The sequence below is a fragment of the Nonomuraea angiospora genome (genome assembly GCF_014873145.1).
GTDB lineage: Bacteria > Actinomycetota > Actinomycetes > Streptosporangiales > Streptosporangiaceae > Nonomuraea > Nonomuraea angiospora.
In genome coordinates this window covers 4989907-5008824 of record NZ_JADBEK010000001.1, presented here as the reverse complement: position 1 = coordinate 5008824, position 18918 = coordinate 4989907, and the positions used below count along the sequence as shown (strand labels likewise).

19 protein-coding genes, 2 tRNA genes and 1 riboswitch are annotated in these 18918 nt (G+C 68.0%); of the genes, 16 read left to right on the top strand and 5 right to left on the bottom strand.

Features of this window, described 5'->3' with window-relative positions; genetic code table 11:
- Together H4W80_RS22610 and H4W80_RS22605 are read left to right on the top strand one after the other, a co-directional pair.
- Positions 1 to 1305, top strand: coding sequence for a M50 family metallopeptidase (locus tag H4W80_RS22610; RefSeq protein ID WP_192786916.1), 1305 nt, complete (start codon positions 1 to 3; stop codon positions 1303 to 1305).
- Positions 1306 to 1312: 7 nt separating this feature from the next.
- The gene (locus H4W80_RS22605; protein ID WP_192786915.1) at positions 1313 to 1663 is read left to right on the top strand and encodes an MmcQ/YjbR family DNA-binding protein; all 351 of its coding nucleotides are present in this window, start codon (positions 1313 to 1315) and stop codon (positions 1661 to 1663) included.
- Between the two features lie 50 nt (positions 1664 to 1713).
- Here the strand turns inward: H4W80_RS22605 and H4W80_RS22600 are convergent.
- Positions 1714 to 1790, bottom strand: a tRNA-Pro gene (locus H4W80_RS22600).
- 89 nt (positions 1791 to 1879) lie between these two features.
- Between H4W80_RS22600 and H4W80_RS22595 the strand changes: the two genes are divergently transcribed.
- A tRNA-Gly gene (locus H4W80_RS22595) sits at positions 1880 to 1953 on the top strand.
- 53 nt (positions 1954 to 2006) lie between these two features.
- Here H4W80_RS22595 and H4W80_RS22590 read toward each other — a convergent pair.
- Positions 2007 to 2303, bottom strand: a complete 297-nt coding sequence (locus H4W80_RS22590; protein WP_192786914.1) for a site-specific integrase — start codon at positions 2301 to 2303, stop codon at positions 2007 to 2009.
- Positions 2304 to 2421: 118 nt separating this feature from the next.
- On the bottom strand, positions 2422 to 2949 hold the full coding sequence (locus H4W80_RS22585) for an RICIN domain-containing protein (protein WP_192786913.1): 528 nt from the start codon (positions 2947 to 2949) through the stop codon (positions 2422 to 2424).
- Between the two features lie 441 nt (positions 2950 to 3390).
- On the opposite strand from H4W80_RS22585, the gene H4W80_RS22580 reads away from it, so the two are divergent.
- The 3 genes from H4W80_RS22580 (at position 3391) to H4W80_RS22570 (ending at position 5934) form a co-directional block, all read left to right on the top strand.
- Positions 3391 to 3864 carry a hypothetical protein gene (locus H4W80_RS22580; protein ID WP_192786912.1) on the top strand — a complete coding sequence of 158 codons (474 nt, stop codon included), beginning with the start codon at positions 3391 to 3393 and terminating at the stop codon, positions 3862 to 3864.
- A 34-nt stretch (positions 3865 to 3898) separates the two neighbouring features.
- On the top strand, positions 3899 to 4525 hold the full coding sequence (locus H4W80_RS22575; RefSeq protein WP_192786911.1) for a nucleoside/nucleotide kinase family protein: 627 nt from the start codon (positions 3899 to 3901) through the stop codon (positions 4523 to 4525).
- 98 nt (positions 4526 to 4623) lie between these two features.
- Positions 4624 to 5934, top strand: a complete 1311-nt coding sequence (locus tag H4W80_RS22570) for a TrpB-like pyridoxal phosphate-dependent enzyme (protein ID WP_192786910.1) — start codon at positions 4624 to 4626, stop codon at positions 5932 to 5934.
- 35 nt (positions 5935 to 5969) lie between these two features.
- On the opposite strand, the gene H4W80_RS64585 is transcribed toward H4W80_RS22570, so the two are convergent.
- Positions 5970 to 6047 (bottom strand): 50S ribosomal protein bL37, encoded by a 78-nt coding sequence (locus tag H4W80_RS64585; RefSeq protein WP_376776135.1) that lies wholly within the window; start codon positions 6045 to 6047, stop codon positions 5970 to 5972.
- A gap of 145 nt (positions 6048 to 6192) precedes the next feature.
- Here H4W80_RS64585 and H4W80_RS22565 point away from each other — a divergent pair, with 145 nt between their 5' ends.
- The 4 genes from H4W80_RS22565 (at position 6193) to H4W80_RS22550 (ending at position 9734) form a co-directional block, all read left to right on the top strand.
- Positions 6193 to 6969, top strand: coding sequence for a DeoR/GlpR family DNA-binding transcription regulator (locus H4W80_RS22565; protein WP_192786909.1), 777 nt, complete (start codon positions 6193 to 6195; stop codon positions 6967 to 6969).
- Positions 6966 to 8045, top strand: coding sequence for a galactose-1-phosphate uridylyltransferase (galT, locus tag H4W80_RS22560; RefSeq protein WP_192786908.1), 1080 nt, complete (start codon positions 6966 to 6968; stop codon positions 8043 to 8045). Before H4W80_RS22565 ends, galT begins: the two co-directional genes overlap by 4 nt.
- A 64-nt stretch (positions 8046 to 8109) precedes the next feature.
- A riboswitch (cyclic di-AMP (ydaO/yuaA leader) is annotated at positions 8110 to 8251 on the top strand.
- Positions 8251 to 9213, top strand: coding sequence for a coiled-coil domain-containing protein (locus tag H4W80_RS22555; protein ID WP_225963600.1), 963 nt, complete (start codon positions 8251 to 8253; stop codon positions 9211 to 9213). It overlaps the preceding riboswitch by 1 nt.
- Before the next feature lie 20 nt (positions 9214 to 9233).
- Positions 9234 to 9734, top strand: coding sequence for a DinB family protein (locus tag H4W80_RS22550; RefSeq protein WP_192786907.1), 501 nt, complete (start codon positions 9234 to 9236; stop codon positions 9732 to 9734).
- A gap of 9 nt (positions 9735 to 9743) precedes the next feature.
- Here the strand turns inward: H4W80_RS22550 and H4W80_RS22545 are convergent, their stop codons facing one another.
- Positions 9744 to 10220 carry an ATP-binding protein gene (locus tag H4W80_RS22545; protein WP_192786906.1) on the bottom strand — a complete coding sequence of 159 codons (477 nt, stop codon included), beginning with the start codon at positions 10218 to 10220 and terminating at the stop codon, positions 9744 to 9746.
- Between the two features lie 233 nt (positions 10221 to 10453).
- On the opposite strand from H4W80_RS22545, the gene H4W80_RS22540 reads away from it, so the two are divergent.
- The 6 genes from H4W80_RS22540 to H4W80_RS22515 all read left to right on the top strand — a co-directional run bounded on the left by H4W80_RS22540 (position 10454) and on the right by H4W80_RS22515 (position 18620).
- Positions 10454 to 11320: a helix-turn-helix domain-containing protein gene (locus H4W80_RS22540; protein ID WP_192786905.1), complete on the top strand. Its 867-nt coding sequence runs from the start codon at positions 10454 to 10456 to the stop codon at positions 11318 to 11320.
- A 200-nt stretch (positions 11321 to 11520) separates the two neighbouring features.
- On the top strand, positions 11521 to 12912 hold the full coding sequence (tig, locus tag H4W80_RS22535; RefSeq protein ID WP_192786904.1) for a trigger factor: 1392 nt from the start codon (positions 11521 to 11523) through the stop codon (positions 12910 to 12912).
- Between the two features lie 321 nt (positions 12913 to 13233).
- The gene (locus H4W80_RS22530) at positions 13234 to 13866 is read left to right on the top strand and encodes a ClpP family protease (protein WP_185078200.1); all 633 of its coding nucleotides are present in this window, start codon (positions 13234 to 13236) and stop codon (positions 13864 to 13866) included.
- Between the two features lie 14 nt (positions 13867 to 13880).
- The gene (locus H4W80_RS22525; RefSeq protein ID WP_192786903.1) at positions 13881 to 14504 is read left to right on the top strand and encodes an ATP-dependent Clp protease proteolytic subunit; all 624 of its coding nucleotides are present in this window, start codon (positions 13881 to 13883) and stop codon (positions 14502 to 14504) included.
- A 186-nt stretch (positions 14505 to 14690) separates the two neighbouring features.
- A complete protein-coding gene (clpX, locus tag H4W80_RS22520) occupies positions 14691 to 15974 on the top strand; it encodes an ATP-dependent Clp protease ATP-binding subunit ClpX (protein ID WP_185067261.1) in 1284 nt (427 codons plus the stop codon).
- Positions 15975 to 16046: 72 nt separating this feature from the next.
- Positions 16047 to 18620, top strand: coding sequence for a valine--tRNA ligase (locus tag H4W80_RS22515; protein ID WP_192786902.1), 2574 nt, complete (start codon positions 16047 to 16049; stop codon positions 18618 to 18620).
- Positions 18621 to 18918: the final 298 nt, after the last annotated feature.

Sequence of the window (18918 nt, the reverse complement as noted above, 5' to 3'; positions counted from 1 at the left end):
ATGAACTGGCTCTACATCGTGGGGATCATCCTCTTTCTCCTCGGGCTGATGTTCTCCATCGCGTTGCACGAGATCGGACACCTCGTGCCGGCCAAGATCTTCGGCGTCAAGGTGACCCAGTACATGGTCGGCTTCGGCTCGACGGCCTGGTCACGGCGGAAGGGCGAGACCGAGTACGGCATCAAGTGGATCCCGTTCGGCGGCTACATCCGCATGATCGGCATGCTGCCGCCGCGCCCCGGTGACGACCCGACCAAGCTCAGGAGCACCTCGACGGGGCCGTTCCAGGGCCTCATCGACTCCGCGCGCGAGGCCGCGCAGGAGGAGGTGCGCCCCGGCGACGAGGACCGGGTCTTCTACCGCAAGAAGTGGTGGCAGAAGGTCATCATCATGTCCGGCGGCCCGGCGATGAACTTCGTGCTCTCGTTCATCTTCTTCAGCATCCTGCTGGTCGGCATCGGCCTGCCCACCCTGGCCCCGATCGTGTCGCCCAACACCGAGACGTGCGTGATCCCGATCTCGGAGCACCGCACCACGTGCAAGCCCACCGACAAGCCCAGCCCGGCCGCCCAGGCGGGCATGAAGGCCGGCGACCGCATGGTCTCCTTCAACGGCCAGAAGATCGGCTCCTGGGCGGACGCCACCCGCCTGATCCGCTCCCACGGCGCCGGCCCGGTCGCGCTCGGCATCGTCCGCGACGGCAAGCCCATGACCCTCAACGTCACGCTCATCGCCCAGGACCGGCCCAACCCCGAGGACCCGAAGCAGATCGACAAGAACGTCGGCTACCTCGGCGTCCGGCCCACGGAGGTCATGCAGCAGCAGAGCATGGGCCAGGTGCTCGGCTACATGGGCGAGCTGACGGGCCGCGTGGCGGGCTCGATCGTCAACCTGCCGCAGAAGATGGTCGGCGTCTGGCAGGCGGCCTTCTCGGGCGAGGCGCGTGACCCCGAGGGTCCGGTGGGCGTGGTCGGCGCGGGCCGCCTGGGCGGCGAGATCCTCGCCTCCGACCTGTCCAACCAGCAGAAGATCGCCATCTTCGTCAACCTGCTGGCCGGGTTCAACCTGGCGATCGGCATGTTCAACCTCATCCCGCTGCTGCCGCTCGACGGCGGCCACATCGCCGGCGGGCTGTGGGAGGGCATCAAGCGGGCGTACGCGAAGATCATGCGGCGGCCGGAGCCGGGCTACGTGGACATCGCCAAGGTGCTGCCGCTGACGTACGCGATCGCGTTCGTCATGATGATCATGGCCGGCCTGCTCGTCTACGCCGACCTGGTCAACCCGCTCACGCTGACCGGCTGACGCCGCCGTGGACGCCCTGGAGCGGCTGCGCGCCCTCTGCCTCGCGCTGCCGGAGGTCACCGAACGGCCCAGCCACGGGGAGCCGACCTGGTTCGTCCGTGGGAAGAAGACGTTCGTGATGTTCGCCGACCACCATCACGACGACCGGCTCGCCTTCTGGTGCGCCGCGCCTCCCGGCGCGCAGGGGGAGCTGGTGGCCGAGGATCCGGAGCGCTTCTTCCGCCCGCCGTACGTGGGGCACCGGGGGTGGCTGGGGGTCTACCTGGACGTGGAGGTGGACTGGGCGGAGGTCACGGAGATCGTCGCCGACGCCTACCGCCAGATCGCCCCGAAGTCGTTGATCGCCCGCATGCCCTGACCGGCGCGAAACACCGAAGGCCACCTCCGTAGTGGAGGTGGCCTTCTTGCTGGTCGGGGCGACAGGATTTGAACCTGCGACTTCTTGCTCCCAAAGCAAGCGCGCTGCCAAGCTGCGCCACGCCCCGCCTCGCCGAGTGCGCATGCGCTCCGGGACTCCGGTACGCTTACGCCCTAACGACCGGATGAAGTCTAGACCAGAGTTCGACCGGTTCGCGCGGACGTAGCTCAATGGTAGAGCCCTAGTCTTCCAAACTAGCTACGCGGGTTCGATTCCCGTCGTCCGCTCCAAAGGCAAAAGGCCAGGTCAGCCTCATGAGGTGACCTGGCCTTTGTGATCTCCACTAATTCTTATTGATCTTCCGTGCCCGTTGCGTGCCCGATGTCTTTTTCCCGTGCTCCTTCCGTGCCCCCTTCAGCGCCTTGCCGAGCGCCTGCGCGATGGCCTGCCGGAGGTCATGGAAGTGAAGATCGGGCAGCCCCACCTTGATCTGGACCTTGTTCCAGATGCGCCGGAAGGCCGAGCGCCGTAGCAGGCCACCCTTGGGGCCGATGAAGACGTGACCGTTCTCTCCTGGTTCGGCGTACCGCTCCAGATGTCTCCGAAGGTCGGAAAGGATCTCCGGAGGGATGGCCACCATCCGACGACCGGCCCGGGACTTCGTTCCTCAGCCCCGGCCCACCGAGGAACCGGGTTGCTGTCCTGCCTGCCACCGCTGCCCTGCGGCACATCGGGAAAGCGCCGGACGTGACCAGAGATCAGGACAGGGTGTCCTTGACCTTGATCTGGCCGTCGTCGATCACGAATGTCTGGTTGTTGTTGGGGACACACTGCCACAGGTATACCTGCGCGCCATTGGTGCGGCTGTTGGTGACGTCCAGGCATATGCGATTGCCTGAGTTGAGGGTGGACTTGAGGATGATCAGGCCCCTCTGGACGACCCAGAGCTGGTTGGCGTTACTTATGCACTGCCACTGGTACACCCGGGTGCCGTTGGCGCGGTCGTTGGAGGCGTCCAGACACATCTCCTGGCTCTTACCGATGGTGTCTTGCACCTTGATGAGGCCGTCCTCGATGACGAACCTCTGGTTGGCGTGGTCCATGCACTGCCACAGGCGGAACTGGGTGCCGTTGCCGCGGTTGTTGGTGGCGTCGATGCACATTGGGGGCCCGGCCAGGGCGGCGCGGCTGGCGCGCTGGTGAGTGGAGGCCGCGGCGGGCAGGATGGTGGCCGCACTCACCGCGGCGGAGATGACGGCGACTGCCAGCAGACGGCGAGCGAGCATGGTTGCCTCCCGGGAAGAGTTGGTTGGAACTCAAACACCATGCTGCAACAGACAGTTGCCGATCAATTACTTTCCGTATGCAAAGCCGTGCGCCGCTCCAGTACAACCGGTCGGGCGCGTTGGGTCAGGCTGAACCGCGGTCAACGGCCAAGATCCGACCTGCTGGTGCGGATTGGGCAGGACCGTCAGGGCCGTGCCCGTTGCGTGCCCGATGAGGCGGTGAACAAGGGGGAGTGGCAGGGACTCGAGGGCAGGGCCGCACAGCCTCTGACCAGAGGGGGAGCACGCCAGGGGATCATGAGCCGAAATCTTCCAAAATAGCTACGCGGGTTCGATTCCCGTCGTCCGCTCCGGACGGCGAAAGGCCAGGTCAGCCTCTTGAGGCGACCTGGCCTTTCGAGTTCTTTCACGAAATTCTGTCCGACGAGGCGGAGTCGCAACGTGGGCGTTCTTTACGACCATTACCAGGCCGCGGACCGCGAGGCGGCGACGGTGCGGCCGGACCTCGGGCGCACGGAGACTCCCGTCCTGCCGGGCCGGCCGGTCTTCGACGGGGTGCACGCGAAGGGCATCGCCCCGCAGGTGGACCTCGCCGAGCTCGTCGGGCTGATCCGCGGGGTTCCTCCGACGGGTGATCTGGTCGAGGTGGAGGAGATCTACCCACCGGGCGAAGGGGCGCCTCAGACGGACGAGGAGTGGGAGGCGCTGCCGCCGGACTCGCCGTACCTGGACGGGCCGGGGATCTTCGAGCTGCCGGCGTCCGTGCGCGACACCCTGGCCGAGGTGGACGACGAACGTCTGCCCGAGCCGGCGAGACAGTGGGCGGGGGCCGACCTCGCGGGTGTGCCTATCCTTGGGGGATGGTGCCCGCCTGTCCCCTCCTCCACCTCGCCGGCGCGGTTCTCAGGGACGTGAGTGACCGGTTCGCGGCGGGCGTGCGATCGTAGGCATGCGCGCGCGAGCGATCTCCCGTGACGGCCTCGTCGAGGAGCTGGCCGAGCTGGTCGCCGGACGCCCGGGGTGGGTGCGGATGGCCGTGGACGGGGCTCCGCCGGCGCGTCCCGGGGCGCTGGCGGACGAGCTCGTCGCCCCGCTCCGGATGCGCGGGCGGCCGGTGCTGCGTGTGTCGGCGGACGACTTCCTGCGGCCCGCGTCGCTGCGACTGGAGCACGGCAGGACCGATCCGGACGCCTTCTACGAGGACTGGCTCGACGTCAAGGCGCTCCGCAGGGAAGTGCTGGAGCCCTTGGACGAGGGCGGCTCGGGGCGGGTGCTGCCGCGGCTCTGGGACAGCCGGGTCGACCGCGCCTACCGGGCGTCGTACGAGGAGCTGCCGCCGGGCGGCGTGCTGATCGTGGACGGGACGCTGCTGCTGGGGCGGGGGCTGGCGTTCGAGGTGAGCGTGCACGTGTGGCTGTCGGCAGGGGCGCTGGAGCGCGGGACGGCCGAGGACGAGCGGTGGCGGCTGCCCGCGTACGAGCGGTACGAGCGTGAGGCGCGCCCCCAGCAGGCGGCCGACGTCGTGGTCAGGGCCGACCATCCCCGCAGACTCGCCGTCATGACCCGCGACGCGTGACGCCGGGACGCGACGCGTGACGCCGGGACGCGACGCGTGACGCCGGGACGCGGCGCGGGGTGCTGGAACGTGGCGCGGGAGCGGCGCAGACTGGGGCGATGATCCCCAGCCACTGGTACAACATCGTTCCCGACCTGCCCGCCCCGCCTCCGCCGCCGCTGCACCCGGCGACGCGCGAGCCCGTGGGGCCCGGCGACCTGGCTCCGCTCTTCCCGACGGAGCTGATCGGCCAGGAGGTGAGCGGTGAGCGGTTCGTCCCGATCCCGCAAGAGGTGCTCGACGTCTACCGGCTCTGGCGGCCGACGCCGCTGATCCGGGCGCGCCGGCTCGAGAAGGCCCTCGGCACGCCGGCCAGGATCTACTACAAGTACGAGGGGGTCTCGCCCGCCGGGTCGCACAAGGCGAACACGGCCGTGCCCCAGGCGTACTACAACGCCCGCGAAGGGGTGCGGCTGCTGACCACCGAGACGGGCGCCGGGCAGTGGGGGTCGGCCCTGGCGTTCGCCTGCTCCCAGTTCGACCTCGAGTGCCAGATCTGGATGGTGCGCGCCTCGTACGACCAGAAGCCGTACCGCCGCTCTCTCATGCAGGTGTACGGCGCCACCGTCCACGCCAGCCCGTCGCCCCTCACCGGCTCGGGCGGCAAGGTGCTGGCGGACGACCCGGACTCGCCCGGCAGCCTGGGCATCGCGATCAGCGAGGCCGTCGAGGTGGCCGCCGCCACGCCCGACGCCCGGTACGCGCTCGGCTCGGTCCTCAACCACGTGCTCCTGCACCAGACCGTGATCGGCGAGGAGGCGCTGGAACAGCTGCCCGAGATGCCGGACCTGGTCATCGGCTGCACCGGCGGCGGCTCGAACTTCGCCGGCCTCACCTTCCCGTTCCTGCGCGAGAAGCTGGCCGGGCGGATCGAGACGGTGTTCAGGGCGGTCGAGCCGGCCGCCTGCCCGTCGTTCACCCGCGGCGTGTACGCCTACGACTTCGGCGACACCGCGGGCCTCACGCCGCTGCTCAAGATGCACACGCTGGGGCACGGATTCGTCCCCGACCCGATCCACGCGGGCGGCCTGCGCTACCACGGCATGTCGCCGCTGCTGTCGCACATGTACGAGCTGGGCCTGTTCGAGGCGGTCACCCGCGCCCAGAGCGAGTGTTTCGAGGCCGGTGTCCGCTTCGCCAGGACCGAGGGCATCGTGCCCGCCCCGGAGCCCACGCACGCGCTCGCGGAGACGATCGCCGAGGCCCTGCGGTGCAAGGAGAGCGGCGAGGAGAAGGTGATCCTGACCGCACTCTGCGGCCACGGCCACTTCGACCTGGGCGCGTACGACCGCTACCTGGCCGGGCACCTGGAGGACTACACGCTGCCGCAGGACCGCATCGAGCAGGCCCTGACCGAGCTGCCGGGATGACGGCGGGGTGGCCGCCGCGAGAGGCGGCCACCCGGTCAACGCGCCGTGGGGCGCTTGCCGTGGTTCGCCTTCTTCTTCTTACGTGCCTTGCCCTTGCGTGAGCGCCTGGCCATAAGCTCACCTCCGGTGATCGGGCCAATGATCGGCTACGCCACGAGCCTCCCCGCCCGTGCTGACCAGCGCAAGCGCAGCACGCGAACTAACATTCCCCAACAATTCCGTGTCATAATTTGGTGGAATCTGTTGGAAGGAGCGGGCGTGCTCGCACAGCAGCGTCAGCAGACGATCCTCGAACGTGTGCGCAGCAACGGCGGCGTCCGGGTCGCGGACCTGGTCCGCGAGCTCGGCGTATCCGACATGACCATCCGTCGGGACCTCGAGGTGCTGGCCGAGCGCGGGCTGCTGGAGAAGGTGCACGGCGGCGCCACCGCCCTCGGCCCCGGCTCCACCGAGGAGCCCGGCTTCACCGCCAAGTCGGCCCGCCAGCAGCAGGAGAAGGAAATCATCGCGCGCCGGGCGGCCGGCCTCGTCCGGCCGGGCACGGCCGTGGCCCTCTCGGCGGGCACCACCACGTGGGCGCTGGCCCGCCACCTGATCGCCGTCCCCGAGCTGACCGTGATCACCAATTCGATCCCCGTCGCCGAGGTGTTCCACCGCAACCCGCGTCCCGACCGCACGGTCGTGCTGACCGGCGGCGTGCGCACGCCGTCCGACGCGCTGGTGGGCCCGGTGGCCGTGGCCGCGATCCGCCGCCTGCACGTGGACACGCTGTTCCTCGGCGTGCACGGGATGAGCGTGCGGGCCGGGTTCACCACCCCCAACCTGCTGGAGTCGGAGACCGACAGGGAGCTGGTGACGGCCGCCGGCCGGCTGGTCATCCCCGCCGACCACACGAAGTGGAACACGGTCGGCATCAGCACCATCGCCGAGCTGACCGAGGCCGACGTGGTCATCAGCGACGCGGGGCTGCCTGAGGACGCACGCATGGAGCTGGCCGAACGGGCCGGAGAACTGATCATCGCGGAGGGCTCGTGAAGCGCACCATCACCCACCTGGCCGACGGCCGTGAGCTGATCTACTTCGATCGGCGGGACGACGCCGATCGCGGCGCGATCGACCGGCGGGTGCTCGACCCCCGGCCGGTGGCCTCCGAGCTGCGTTACGACCCGCTGACCGAGGAGTGGATCGCGGTGGCGGGGCACCGGCAGACGCGCACGTTCCAGCCGACCGGCTCGGCGAGCGAGTGCCCGCTGTGCCCGTCGTCGGACACGCGCTCGTCGGAGATCCCGGCGTACGACTACGACGTGGTGGTGTTCGAGAACCGATTCCCCTCCTTCTCCACAAATTTCGGGACTTATACAGATGTGGGGGGCCTGAGTGAGGTCCGGCCGGGAGTGGGGCGGTGCGAGGTGGTCTGCTTCACCTCTGAGCATTCGTCGTCGTTCTCCAGGCTCTCCGACGGCCAGGTGGAGCTGGTCATGGAGGCGTGGGCCGACCGGACGGCCGAGCTGTCCGGGATCGAGGGCGTGGAGCAGGTGTTCTGCTTCGAGAACCGGGGCGAGGAGATCGGCATCACGCTGGCCCACCCGCACGGCCAGATCTACGCCTACCCGTACGTCACGCCCAGGACCAGGCTCCAGCTCGCCGCCGCCAGGCGTTACTCGAAGGGCAACCTGTTCGCCGACGTGCTGGCCGCCGAGCGGGCCGCCGGGACGCGCGTGGTGGCCGCCAACGAGCTGTGGACGGCGTTCGTGCCGGCCGCGGCGCGGTGGCCGTACGAGGTGCACATCTACCCGCACCGGCAGGTGCCCGATCTGGCCGCGCTGACGGAGGAGGAGCGCTCGGCGTTCGCGCCTCTCTACACCTCGGTGCTGCGGGCCTTCGACGACCTGTTCGGCGTGGTGATGCCGTACATCTCGGCCTGGCACCAGGCGCCCGTGCGGCAGGACCGCGAGCTCGGCTACCTGCACCTGGAGCTGTTCAGCATCAGGCGGGCGCCGGGCAAGCTCAAGTATCTCGCCGGGTCGGAGTCCGCGATGGGGGCCTTCGTGAACGACGTGCTGCCGGAGGAGGCCGCCCGGATGATTCGATCACAAGTAGATCACTATTAGATTTCTAATGGGGGTCGCGTGACTCGTGATCTACCACTAATATCCCTTTTGTGTCAGCCGTAACAGCTGACGCACGCCTAATCCCGGGCGAGTCGCCCGGGAGCCGGGGACCCACCCGCACCTGGGGTGAATCCACTTCGGTGGTAGGGCACGCAGCTCCCAGCCCGAACCCGTCAGCTAACCCGGCCGGCAGAGGGAGAGGAACATGCACGTGGCGGCTCCGTCCCCCGCGACTCTTGCCATCGGCCTCGTCACCGCCGCCGCCGTCGCGCTCCTGCCGGCGACCGCGGCCTCGGCGGCTCCCAAGCCGTCGGAGGCCGAGCTCCGCGCCCAGCTCAAGCAGCTCAACAGCAAGATCGACAAGCTCATCGAGAAGTACAACCTCAAGCGCGTCGAGCTGGCCAGGGCGCAGGAGGCCGCCAAAGCGGCCAAGGAGCGGCTGGCGGTCGCGGAGAAGACGCTGGACACCGCCGAGCGGCGGGTCGGCGACCTCGCCAGGATGCGCTACCAGAGCCACGACCCGTCGCTGCCCTCCATCCTGATGGCCCAGAACGGCGGCGCCGCCGCCCTGCTCGAGCAGCTCACGGCCGAGCAGCAGGCCATGGTCCAGGGGGTGGCCAGGGCCCGCGACGACAAGAAGAGGGCCTCCGACGAGGCCGCCGCGCTGGCCACCCAGATCGGCGTGGACGCCAAGGAGGTGACCGCACAGCGCGCCGAGGCCGAGGACGTCATCGACGACATCAAGAAGAAGCTCCAGGACCTCGTGCCGCTCGGCCCGGGCCGCAAGTCCGACGGGAGCTGGGCGCCCGAGCTGCCCTCGGGCTCGGACAACATCACGGCCCGCACGCGGCTGATGAAGGCGGAGCTGGCCAAGAACTTCAAGCTGCCGTACACGGTGGGGTGCTTCCGCTCGGGCTCCAGCGGCGAGCACCCCCTGGGGCGGGCCTGCGACTTCATGATGAGCACGGGCGGCACGATGCCCGCGGCCATCAACAACGCCCTGGGCGACCGCATCGCGGACTGGGCGCTCAAGAACAAGGGCAAGCTCGGCGTCAAGTACGTGATCTGGAAGCAGCGCATCAACACGGGCTCGGGCTGGCGGGCCATGTCGGACCGCGGCAGCGTCACCGAGAACCACTACGACCACGTTCACATCTCGATGTACTGAGCTGGGTAAGGTCGGACCTCATGACTGACACCCGGATCCCGCCCCCTCGCACGGGCGACGAGCGGACCACGCTGAACAACTGGCTCGAATGGCACCGCGGCACCCTCGCCGTCAAGTGCGCGGGCCTGTCGGACGACCAGCTGCGCCTGCGCTCCGCCGCACCCTCGACCCTGTCCCTGCTCGGCCTGGTCCGGCACATGGCGCACGTCGAACGCTCCTGGTTCCGCCGCGTGCTCAACGGCGAGGACCTGCCCAAGCTCTGGGACAAGGACCGCGACAACGACGCCGACTTCAAGGAAGTGGACACCGCCTCCGTCAAGGAGGCCTTCGCCACGTGGGAAGAGGAGGTCGAGCGCGCCCGCGCCATCTCGGACGCCAAGCCGCTGGACGCCGTCGGCGACCACAGGGGGCAGGACTGCACCCATCGCTGGATCCTCATCCACATGATCGAGGAGTACGCGCGGCACAACGGTCACGCGGACCTGCTGCGCGAGCGCATCGACGGGGTGACCGGAGAGTAACGGGACCGATCAGGGCTCGGTGCGGAACAACGCCCACACGGCCTTGCCGCCGCGGGCCAGCGGGTCCCAGCCCCAGCACTGGCTGTAGGTCTCGACGATGTAGAGGCCGCGCCCGTTCTCCGAGATGAAATCCGGCTCCTTGGGGCGCGGCACCTCGTCGCTGGGGTCGGCCACGGCCAGCAGCACGTGCGGCTGTACGCGCATCAGCAAGAGCTCGATCTCGCGCCGGCCCGCCGCGTACATCGCGTACCGCACCGCGTTGGTCACCAGCTCCGAGACCACCAGCGCGGCGTCGTCGCTGAGTTCGTGCAGGCCCCAGCCCTTCAGGGTCGAGCGGGTCACGTCCCTGGCCGTCTTCACGGAGTCGGCCTGGAAGGGCAACGGGCACGAGGTCGTGTACGGCTTGCCACCCATGAGCAGATGGTCGAAGCCCACTTCGCGGGTGATTTGCAACGCATCGGCAGTGGCCAGAGGATCCTCCACCATGCTGCCGATACCTCCCCGTTCAGCCCGACTTAGTGCATGTTTGGCCCAATATGCACTAAGCCATCATGGGTCACGATCGCTGCACCTGCAAGACCCAAATGCACGTGCACTTGCATTGTGCAGTAGCAAGCGGCGTTTTGGGGCATAACTCTGCTAATCGGACACGAGGTTGAGACCTTGTCATACCCGGCAATGTGGTGTCACTGTGTGTGCGGACCTTGATAGGAGGCAAAGTGACGCAGAACCAGCCGGGTTCCGGACCGACGGCGCTGCGCATCCTCCTGGGCTCCCAGCTGCGCAAGCTCAGGGAAGCGAAGAACGTCACCCGCGAGGAGGCGGGCCACCTCATCCGTGGCTCCGAATCCAAGATCAGCCGCATGGAGCTGGGCCGGGTGGGGTTCAAAGAACGGGACGTGGCGGACCTGCTGACCCTCTACGGGGTCGTCGACAAGCAGGCCCGCTCCGCCGTACTCGACCTGGTCGCCACCGCCAACGAGCCTGGTTGGTGGCACCGGTTCAACGATGTCCTGCCCACGTGGTTCCAGGCGTACGTCGGCCTTGAAGAGGCCGCCGCCAGGATCAGGACCTACGAAGTCCAGTTCGTGCCAGGACTGCTGCAGACCAAGGAGTACGCAAGGGCCGTCGTGACCGCCGGATCGGCGGGAATCGGGGCCGAGGAGATCTCCAGAAGAGTGGATCTCCGGCTGGAGCGCCAGAGGATGTTCGACAGGCAGGACGGGCCGGTGTTCTGGGCCGTGATCGACGAGGCCGCCCTACGACGCCCCATCGGCGGCGTCGAGGTGATGCGGGCCCAGATCGAGCACCTCATCGACCTGATGCGCCAGCCCAAGATCACGATCCAGATCATGCCGTTCAGTTTCGGCGGGCACAGCGCGGAAGGCGGGGCGTTCAGCGTCCTGCGCTTCCCCGACACCGATCTGCCCGACGTCGTGTACGTCGAGCAGTTGGCCAGCGCGCTCTACCTCGACAAGCGTGAGGACGTGGACCGATACACCGAGGTGATGGAGCGGCTCTGCGCCGTGAGCACCACCCCGGACGAGACGGTCGAGCTGTTGCGGACGATCGCGGACGAGTTCTGACGGACGGTTACGGATGATCGCGGGCGACTTGTGACGGCGCGGACGTCGTTGTTGGGTACGCATCTGCCCTAGACTGGCCATCGGCGTTGGATCCCGCCGTAGCGGAGCATGCCCAACACCGCACATGTGGGCGCGGCGCGTGTGCCGTAACCGATGGACGCGCCCGCGATCACTCGTAGCTTGATCAAGGAGACCATTCCGTGAAGACCGCTGTCGAGGAGCTCAGCCCGACCCGGGTCAAGCTCACTGTCGAGGTGCCGTTCGACGAGCTGCGCCCGAGCATGGATGCGGCGTACAAGAAGGTCGCGCAGCAGGTGCGCGTCCCCGGGTTCCGGCCTGGCAAGGTTCCGGCCCGCATCATCGAGCAGCGCTTCGGCCGGGCGGTAGTGCTGGAGGAGACCCTCAACGACGCGGTGCCCAAGCTGTACGGCAAGGCCGTCGACGAGGTCGACGTGTTCCCGGTCGCGCAGCCCGACATCGAGGTCACCAAGATCGAGGACGGCGAGCAGATCGAGTTCACCGCCGAGGTCGACATCCGGCCCAACTTCGAGGTTCCCGACTACCAGGGCCTCGAGGTCACGGTCGACTCCGCCGAGGTCTCCGACGAGGACGTCGACGCCCAGCTCAACGCCCTGCGCCAGCGTTTCGCGACGCTGACCGGCGTCGAGCGCGCGGCCGCCAACGGCGACTTCGTCGTCATGGACCTGCGCGCCGAGATCGACGGCGCCAACATCGAGGAGCAGCAGGCCAGCGAGGTCTCCTACGAGGTCGGCGCCGGCTCCGTGCTCCAGGGCCTCGACGCCGCGCTCGAGGGCATGTCCGCGGGCGAGGAGAAGAGCTTCAAGACCGAGCTCGTCGGCGGCGAGAACGCCGGCGACGAGGCCGACGTGATCATCACCGTCAAGTCGGTCAAGGAGAAGGTCCTGCCCGAGCTCGACGACGAGTTCGCCCAGCTCGCCAGCGAGTTCGACACGCTCGACGAGCTCAAGACCAGCATCCGCGAGCAGGCCCGCCGCAACAAGCTGATCGACCAGGTCGTCCAGGCCCGCGAGAAGGCCCTCGACACGCTGCTGGAGCAGATCGACATCCCGCTGCCCGACAGCGCGCTCAAGGCCGAGGTCGACGCCCGCAAGCACAACCTCAACCACCAGGTGGCCGAGAGCGGTCTGAGCCGCGACGCCTTCTTCCGTCTCTACCAGACGACGGAGGAGGAGCGCTTCGCCGAGTTCGAGACCAACTCCGCCCGTGCGATCAAGGTCGGCTTCGTGCTCGACAAGATCGTCAAGGCCGAGGAGCTGGGCGTCTCCGAGCAGGAGCTGACCAACTTCGTCGTGCGCCGCGCCATGGAGATGGGCGTGCAGCCCAACGAGCTGGCCAAGCACCTCGCCGACAACGACCAGCTCACGCTGGCCATGGTCGAGATCGTGCGCGACAAGGCCAAGTCGGTCCTCGGCGACGCCGCCAAGGTCGTCGACACCGACGGCAACGAGGTGGACCTCAAGGCCATCTACGCCGAGGTCAACGGCCAGGAGGTCGTGGAGGAAGAGGCCGCCGCCGAGGACGAGCCCGCCGGGGAGAAGTCCGAGGCCTGACCGCCCTCAAGCTCTTTCCGAAGCCCCCGAACCGTCCGGTCCGGGGGCTTCGGCCTTTCCGGGGACGCTCCGGAAGAAGGCGTGCAGGCCGTGTGAGGCCCTCAGAAGGCTCGTGGGCGCCCGAAGGGCTCCGAGTGGCCTCAGGGTGCCGGTCCGGGGTCCAGCAGGCCGTGCGCGGCACTTCAGGGAGCCACGCCGCAGGAGGGCCCGATGAACCTGCGCCGTCAGCGAACAGTACGGGGACCGGGCATGAGCTGTGCGCGACGCGCGTTAAGGTCACAAGCAAAGCCAATCGATTACGACGCATCGGAAGGTGACGCTGTGACCAGCCCGCCGACCTTCTATCAGCCTGAGTCGCGAGGCCGTGAGAACGGCTCGTCCTTCCGGCTTGAGGACCAGCTTTACCAGCGCCTGCTCCGGGAGCGCATCATCGTGCTCGGGCAGGAAGTCAACGATGAGATCGCCAACCGCATCTGCGCCGAACTCCTGCTGCTCGCGGCCGACGACCCCGATCGTGACATCACGCTCTACATCAACTCACCGGGTGGCTCGGTGAGCGCTGGCATGGCCATCTACGACATGATGGAATACGTACCGAACGACGTTTCCACGGTTGTGATGGGCATGGCCGCTTCGATGGGGCAGTTCCTGCTCACCGCGGGCACCAAGGGCAAGCGATATGGCCTGCCCCACGCCCGGGTCATGATGCACCAGCCGTCCGGAGGCATCGGCGGCACCGCGGCCGACATCGCCATCCAGGCCGAGCAGATGCTCTACGTGAAGAAGACACTGGCCGAGCGGATCGCCCACCACACGGGCCAGCCGCTGGAGCAGATCGAGGCCGATTCCGACCGCGACCGCTGGTTCACGGCCGAGGAAGCCAAGGACTACGGCTTCATCGACCACGTGGTCCGCAGCGCGCGGCAGGTGCCCTCACAGGGCCCGGTCTCCTAAGGGGGAGCAGAGAAGTGAACATCCAGAGCCGCTACGTTCTCCCCTCCTTCGTCGAGCGCACGTCATATGGCGTGAAGGAGATGAACCCGTACAACAAGCTCTTCGAGGACCGCATCATCTTCCTCGGAGTGCAGATCGACGACGCGTCGGCCAACGACGTGATGGCCCAGCTGCTGACGCTGGAATCGCTCGACCCCGACCGTGACATCAGCATCTACATCAACTCGCCGGGTGGCTCCTTCACCGCCATGACGGCGATCTACGACACGATGCAGTTCGTCCGGCCGGAGATCCAGACCGTCTGCCTGGGCCAGGCAGCCTCGGCCGCGGCCGTGCTGCTGGCCGGCGGCACCCCGGGCAAGCGCTTCGCGCTGCCCAACGCCCGGGTGCTGATCCACCAGCCGTCCACCGAGGGTGGCGGCCAGGGCAGTGACATCGAGATCCAGGCCCGCGAGATCCTTCGCATGCGAAACCTCCTCGAGGACATCGTGGCAAGGCACTCCGGGAAGACCGCCGCCCAAGTCCGCAAGGACATCGAACGCGACAAAATTCTCAACGCGGACGAGGCAAAGGCGTATGGTCTGATCGATGACATCATCCCGTCCAGGAAGAAGCGCGCTCAGGCCGTGGCTTCCTAGACGAGACGTGACGCACCGGGGCGCTGCCCAATAGGGCACGTTCCGGTGCGACTCGCCGCTAGGGGGCTCACTGAGGGCCCAGAAGACGGTAACGTCGAAACCTGAGCGGTTCGGCCAAGTCCGGAGGATGTCCGGAGACACTGCTCTCGCAGGAGCAGGGCGGTCCCACGCAAAGGAGTATCTGGGGTGGCACGCATCGGCGACGGGGGAGACCTGCTGAAGTGCTCTTTCTGTGGAAAGAGCCAGAAGCAAGTCAAGAAGCTCATTGCCGGTCCAGGCGTCTACATCTGCGATGAGTGCATTGATCTCTGCAACGAGATCATCGAGGAGGAGCTCTCGGAGTCCTCCGAGCTCAAGTGGGACAACCTGCCCAAGCCGAGGGAGATCTACGAGTTCCTCGACGCCTACGTCATCGGTCAGGACAAGGCGAAGAAGGCCCTCTCGGTGGCGGTCTACAACCACTACAAGCGGGTGCAGTCGGGAGACCGGGGCAGAGACGACGGCCTCGAGCTGGCCAAGAGCAACATCCTGCTGCTCGGGCCCACCGGTTCGGGCAAGACGCTGCTGGCGCAGACCCTGGCGAAGATGCTCAACGTGCCGTTCGCCATCGCCGACGCCACCGCGCTGACCGAGGCGGGATATGTCGGTGAGGATGTCGAGAACATCCTCCTCAAGCTCATCCAGGCCGCCGACTACGACGTCAAGAAGGCCGAGACCGGCATCATCTACATCGACGAGGTCGACAAGATCGCTCGTAAGAGCGAAAACCCGTCGATCACGCGCGACGTCTCCGGTGAGGGTGTGCAGCAGGCGCTGCTGAAGATCCTGGAGGGCACCACGGCCAGCGTGCCCCCGCAGGGCGGCCGCAAGCACCCGCACCAGGAGTTCATCCAGATCGACACCACCAACGTGCTGTTCATCTGTGGTGGCGCGTTCGCCGGTCTGGAGAAGATCATCGAGTCGCGCATCGGCAAGAAGGGCATCGGCTTCAACGCGATCATCCGGTCGAAGGAAGAGGTCGACACGGCCGACATCTTCGGCGACGTGATGCCCGAGGACCTGCTGAAGTTCGGCATGATCCCCGAGTTCGTCGGGCGGCTGCCGGTCATCACCTCGGTGCACAACCTCGACCGCGAGGCGCTCATCCAGATCCTCACCGAGCCGCGCAACGCGCTGGTCAAGCAGTACCGCAAGCTGCTCGAGCTCGACGGGGTGGAGCTGGAGTTCACCGACGGCGCCCTCGAGGCCATCGCCGACCAGGCCATCCTGCGCGGCACCGGCGCCCGCGGGCTGCGCGCGATCCTGGAGGAAGTGCTCCAGTCGGTGATGTACGAAGTGCCGTCGCGCCAAGACGTGGCCCGCGTCGTCATCACCCGCGAGTCCGTGCTCGAACACGCCATCCCGACGCTCGTACCCCGCGACCAGCTTGCCGCCAAGCAGCAGCGCACGCCGCGGGAAAAGTCAGCCTGATCCCATAAACCCACGGCAAGCGCCCCGGCGGAGTCGATCCCTGGGGCGTTTTGCTTTCCCACCTCCTTAGAATTGGTCACCGTGACAACGCCAGAGCTGCCCACCCAGTACACCCCGGCCGACGTCGAGACCCGGAGCTATGAGCGCTGGGTATCCCAGGGGTACTTCACCGCCGACCCGGGCAGCTCGCGCGTGCCGTACAGCATCGTCCTGCCCCCGCCCAACGTGACGGGTGTCCTGCACATCGGCCACGCGCTCGACCACTCCATCCAGGACGCGCTGACGCGGCGCGCCCGCATGCAGGGGCGCGAGACCCTCTGGCTGCCGGGCATGGACCACGCCGGCATCGCCACCCAGAACGTCGTCGAGCGCGAGCTGGCCAAGCAGGGCAAGTCGCGCCACGACCTCGGGCGCGAGGCGTTCGTCGAGCGGGTCTGGGAGTGGAAGGAGGAGTCCGGCGGCCGGATCCTCGGCCAGATGCGCAAGCTCGGTGACGGCGTCGACTGGTCGCGCGAGCGGTTCACGATGGACACCGGGCTCTCGCGGGCCGTGCAGACGATCTTCAAGAAGCTGTTCGACGACGGGCTGATCTACCGCGCCGAGCGGATCATCAACTGGTGCCCGCGCTGCCTGACCGCGCTGTCCGACATCGAGGTGGAGCACAGCGAGGACGAGGGCGAGCTGGTCTCGATCCGCTACTCCGACGAGATCGTGGTGGCCACCACGCGCGCCGAGACGATGCTCGGCGACACGGCCGTGGCCGTCCACCCCTCCGACGAGCGGTATGCGCACCTGGTCGGCACGATGGTGGAGCTGCCGCTCACCGGGCGCATGATCCCCGTGGTCGCCGACGAGCACGTCGACCCCGCCTTCGGCACCGGCGCGGTCAAGGTGACCCCCGCCCACGACCCCAACGACTTCGAGATCGGACGGCGTCACTCCCTGCCGTCGATCACGGTCATGGACGAGCGCGGCGTCATCACCGCGCACGGTCCCTTCCAGGGGCTCGACCGCTTCGAGGCCAGGCCCGCCGTCGTCGCCGCGCTGCGCGCCGATGGCCGCATCGTCGCCGAGAAGCGCCCCTACCTCCACTCGGTCGGCCACTGCTCGCGCTGCAAGACCGTGGTCGAGCCCAGGCTGTCGCTGCAGTGGTTCGTCAACGTCGGGCCGCTGGCCAAGGAGGCGGGCGACGCCGTCCGCGACGGCCGCACCCGCGTCCACCCGCCGGAGCTGGCCAAGCGCTACTTCGACTGGGTCGACGACATGCACGACTGGTGCATCTCCCGGCAGCTCTGGTGGGGGCACCGCATTCCGGTCTGGTACGGGCCGGACGGCGAGGTCGTGTGCGTGGGTCCCGACGAGGAGCCGCCCGCCGGCTACACGCAGGACTCCGACGTCCTCGACACGTGGTTCTCCTCGGCGCTGTGGCCGTTCTCGACGCTCGGCTGGCCGGACACGACGCCCGAGCTCCAGCGCTTCTACCCGACGTCCGTGCTGGTCACCGGATACGACATCCTGTTCTTCTGGGTGGCCAGGATGATGATGTTCGGGCTCTACGCCATGGACGGCGAGCCGCCGTTCCGCGTGGTCGCGCTGCACGGCATGGTCCGCGACCAGTACGGCAAGAAGATGTCCAAGTCGTTCGGCAACGTGGTCGATCCGCTCGACTGGATCGACCGGTTCGGCGCCGACGCCACCCGCTTCACCCTGCTGCGCGGGGCCAACCCCGGCGCCGACGTCGCGGTGAGCGAGGAGTGGGCGGCCGGGTCCCGCAATTTCTGCAACAAGATCTGGAACGCCACCAGGTTCGCCCTGATGAACGGCGCGGCCGTGGGATCGCTGGAAGGGGCCGAGCTGACGGCGGCCGACCGGTGGATCCTGTCGCGCCTGCAGTCCGTGGTGGCGGCCGCCGACGCGGCCTTCGAGGATTACGAGTTCGCCAAGGCGTCCGACCTGCTCTACCACTTCGCGTGGGACGAGGTCTGCGACTGGTACCTGGAGCTGGCCAAGATCCAGCTCGGCGAGGGGCTCGAACACACTCGGCTGGTCCTCGGCCACGTGCTCGACGCGCTGCTGCGGCTGATGCATCCGCTCGTGCCGTTCGTGACCGAGGAGCTCTGGCGGGCCGTCACGGGCGGCGCGTCGATCGTGACGGCCCCGTGGCCGGAGGTCGACACCCGCTACGCCGACGCCTCGGCAGAGGCGGAGATCGGGGCGCTGCAGGAGCTGGTGACGGAGGTCCGCAGGTTCCGCTCGGACCAAGGGCTCAAGCCGGGCCAGAAGGTCGCCGCCCGGCTCGGCCTGGCGGGCACTGCGCTGACCGGTCAGGAGAGCGCGATCCGGGCGTTGCTGCGTCTCACGGAGCCGGCGGAGTCGTTCAGCGCGACGGCGAGCTTCACGGTGGGCGGGGTGACCGTGGAGATCGACACCGCGGGCGCCATCGACGTCGTGGCCGAGCGCAAGCGCCTGGAGAAGGATCTGGCGGTCGCCCGCAAGGAGGCTGCGCAGGTGGCTGCCAAGTTGGGCAACGAGCAGTTCATGGCCAAGGCGCCGGAAGACGTGGTCACCAAGGTCAGGAGCCGGGCCGAGCAGGCCGCCGCGGACATCGCGCGCCTCGAGGCACAGCTCGCCGGGCTCGGGGTTTGAACCATACGAACGCGGGGAAGGTCCATTCGTTACCTAAGATGGACCTTCGACGCCGTCGGGGCTGCTACAGTTTTCAACGTAGGGCGGTTGCCCTGACACCCCTTCTGATCGACTCCCGGTTTCGGGCGGTTCCAGCCGCGCGGTTGGACAAGCGCCGAAAGTTGGAGTAAGTTAGCAGGGTTGCCTCGGAGAGAGGCAAGTCCGGAAGCTACCGGATCGGGCGGTTTGACAAGGATCGTCCGGATCTGCTAGACTGAAGGAAATGAAATGTGCGCCTCCGCGCTAGGGTCTGAAGCAA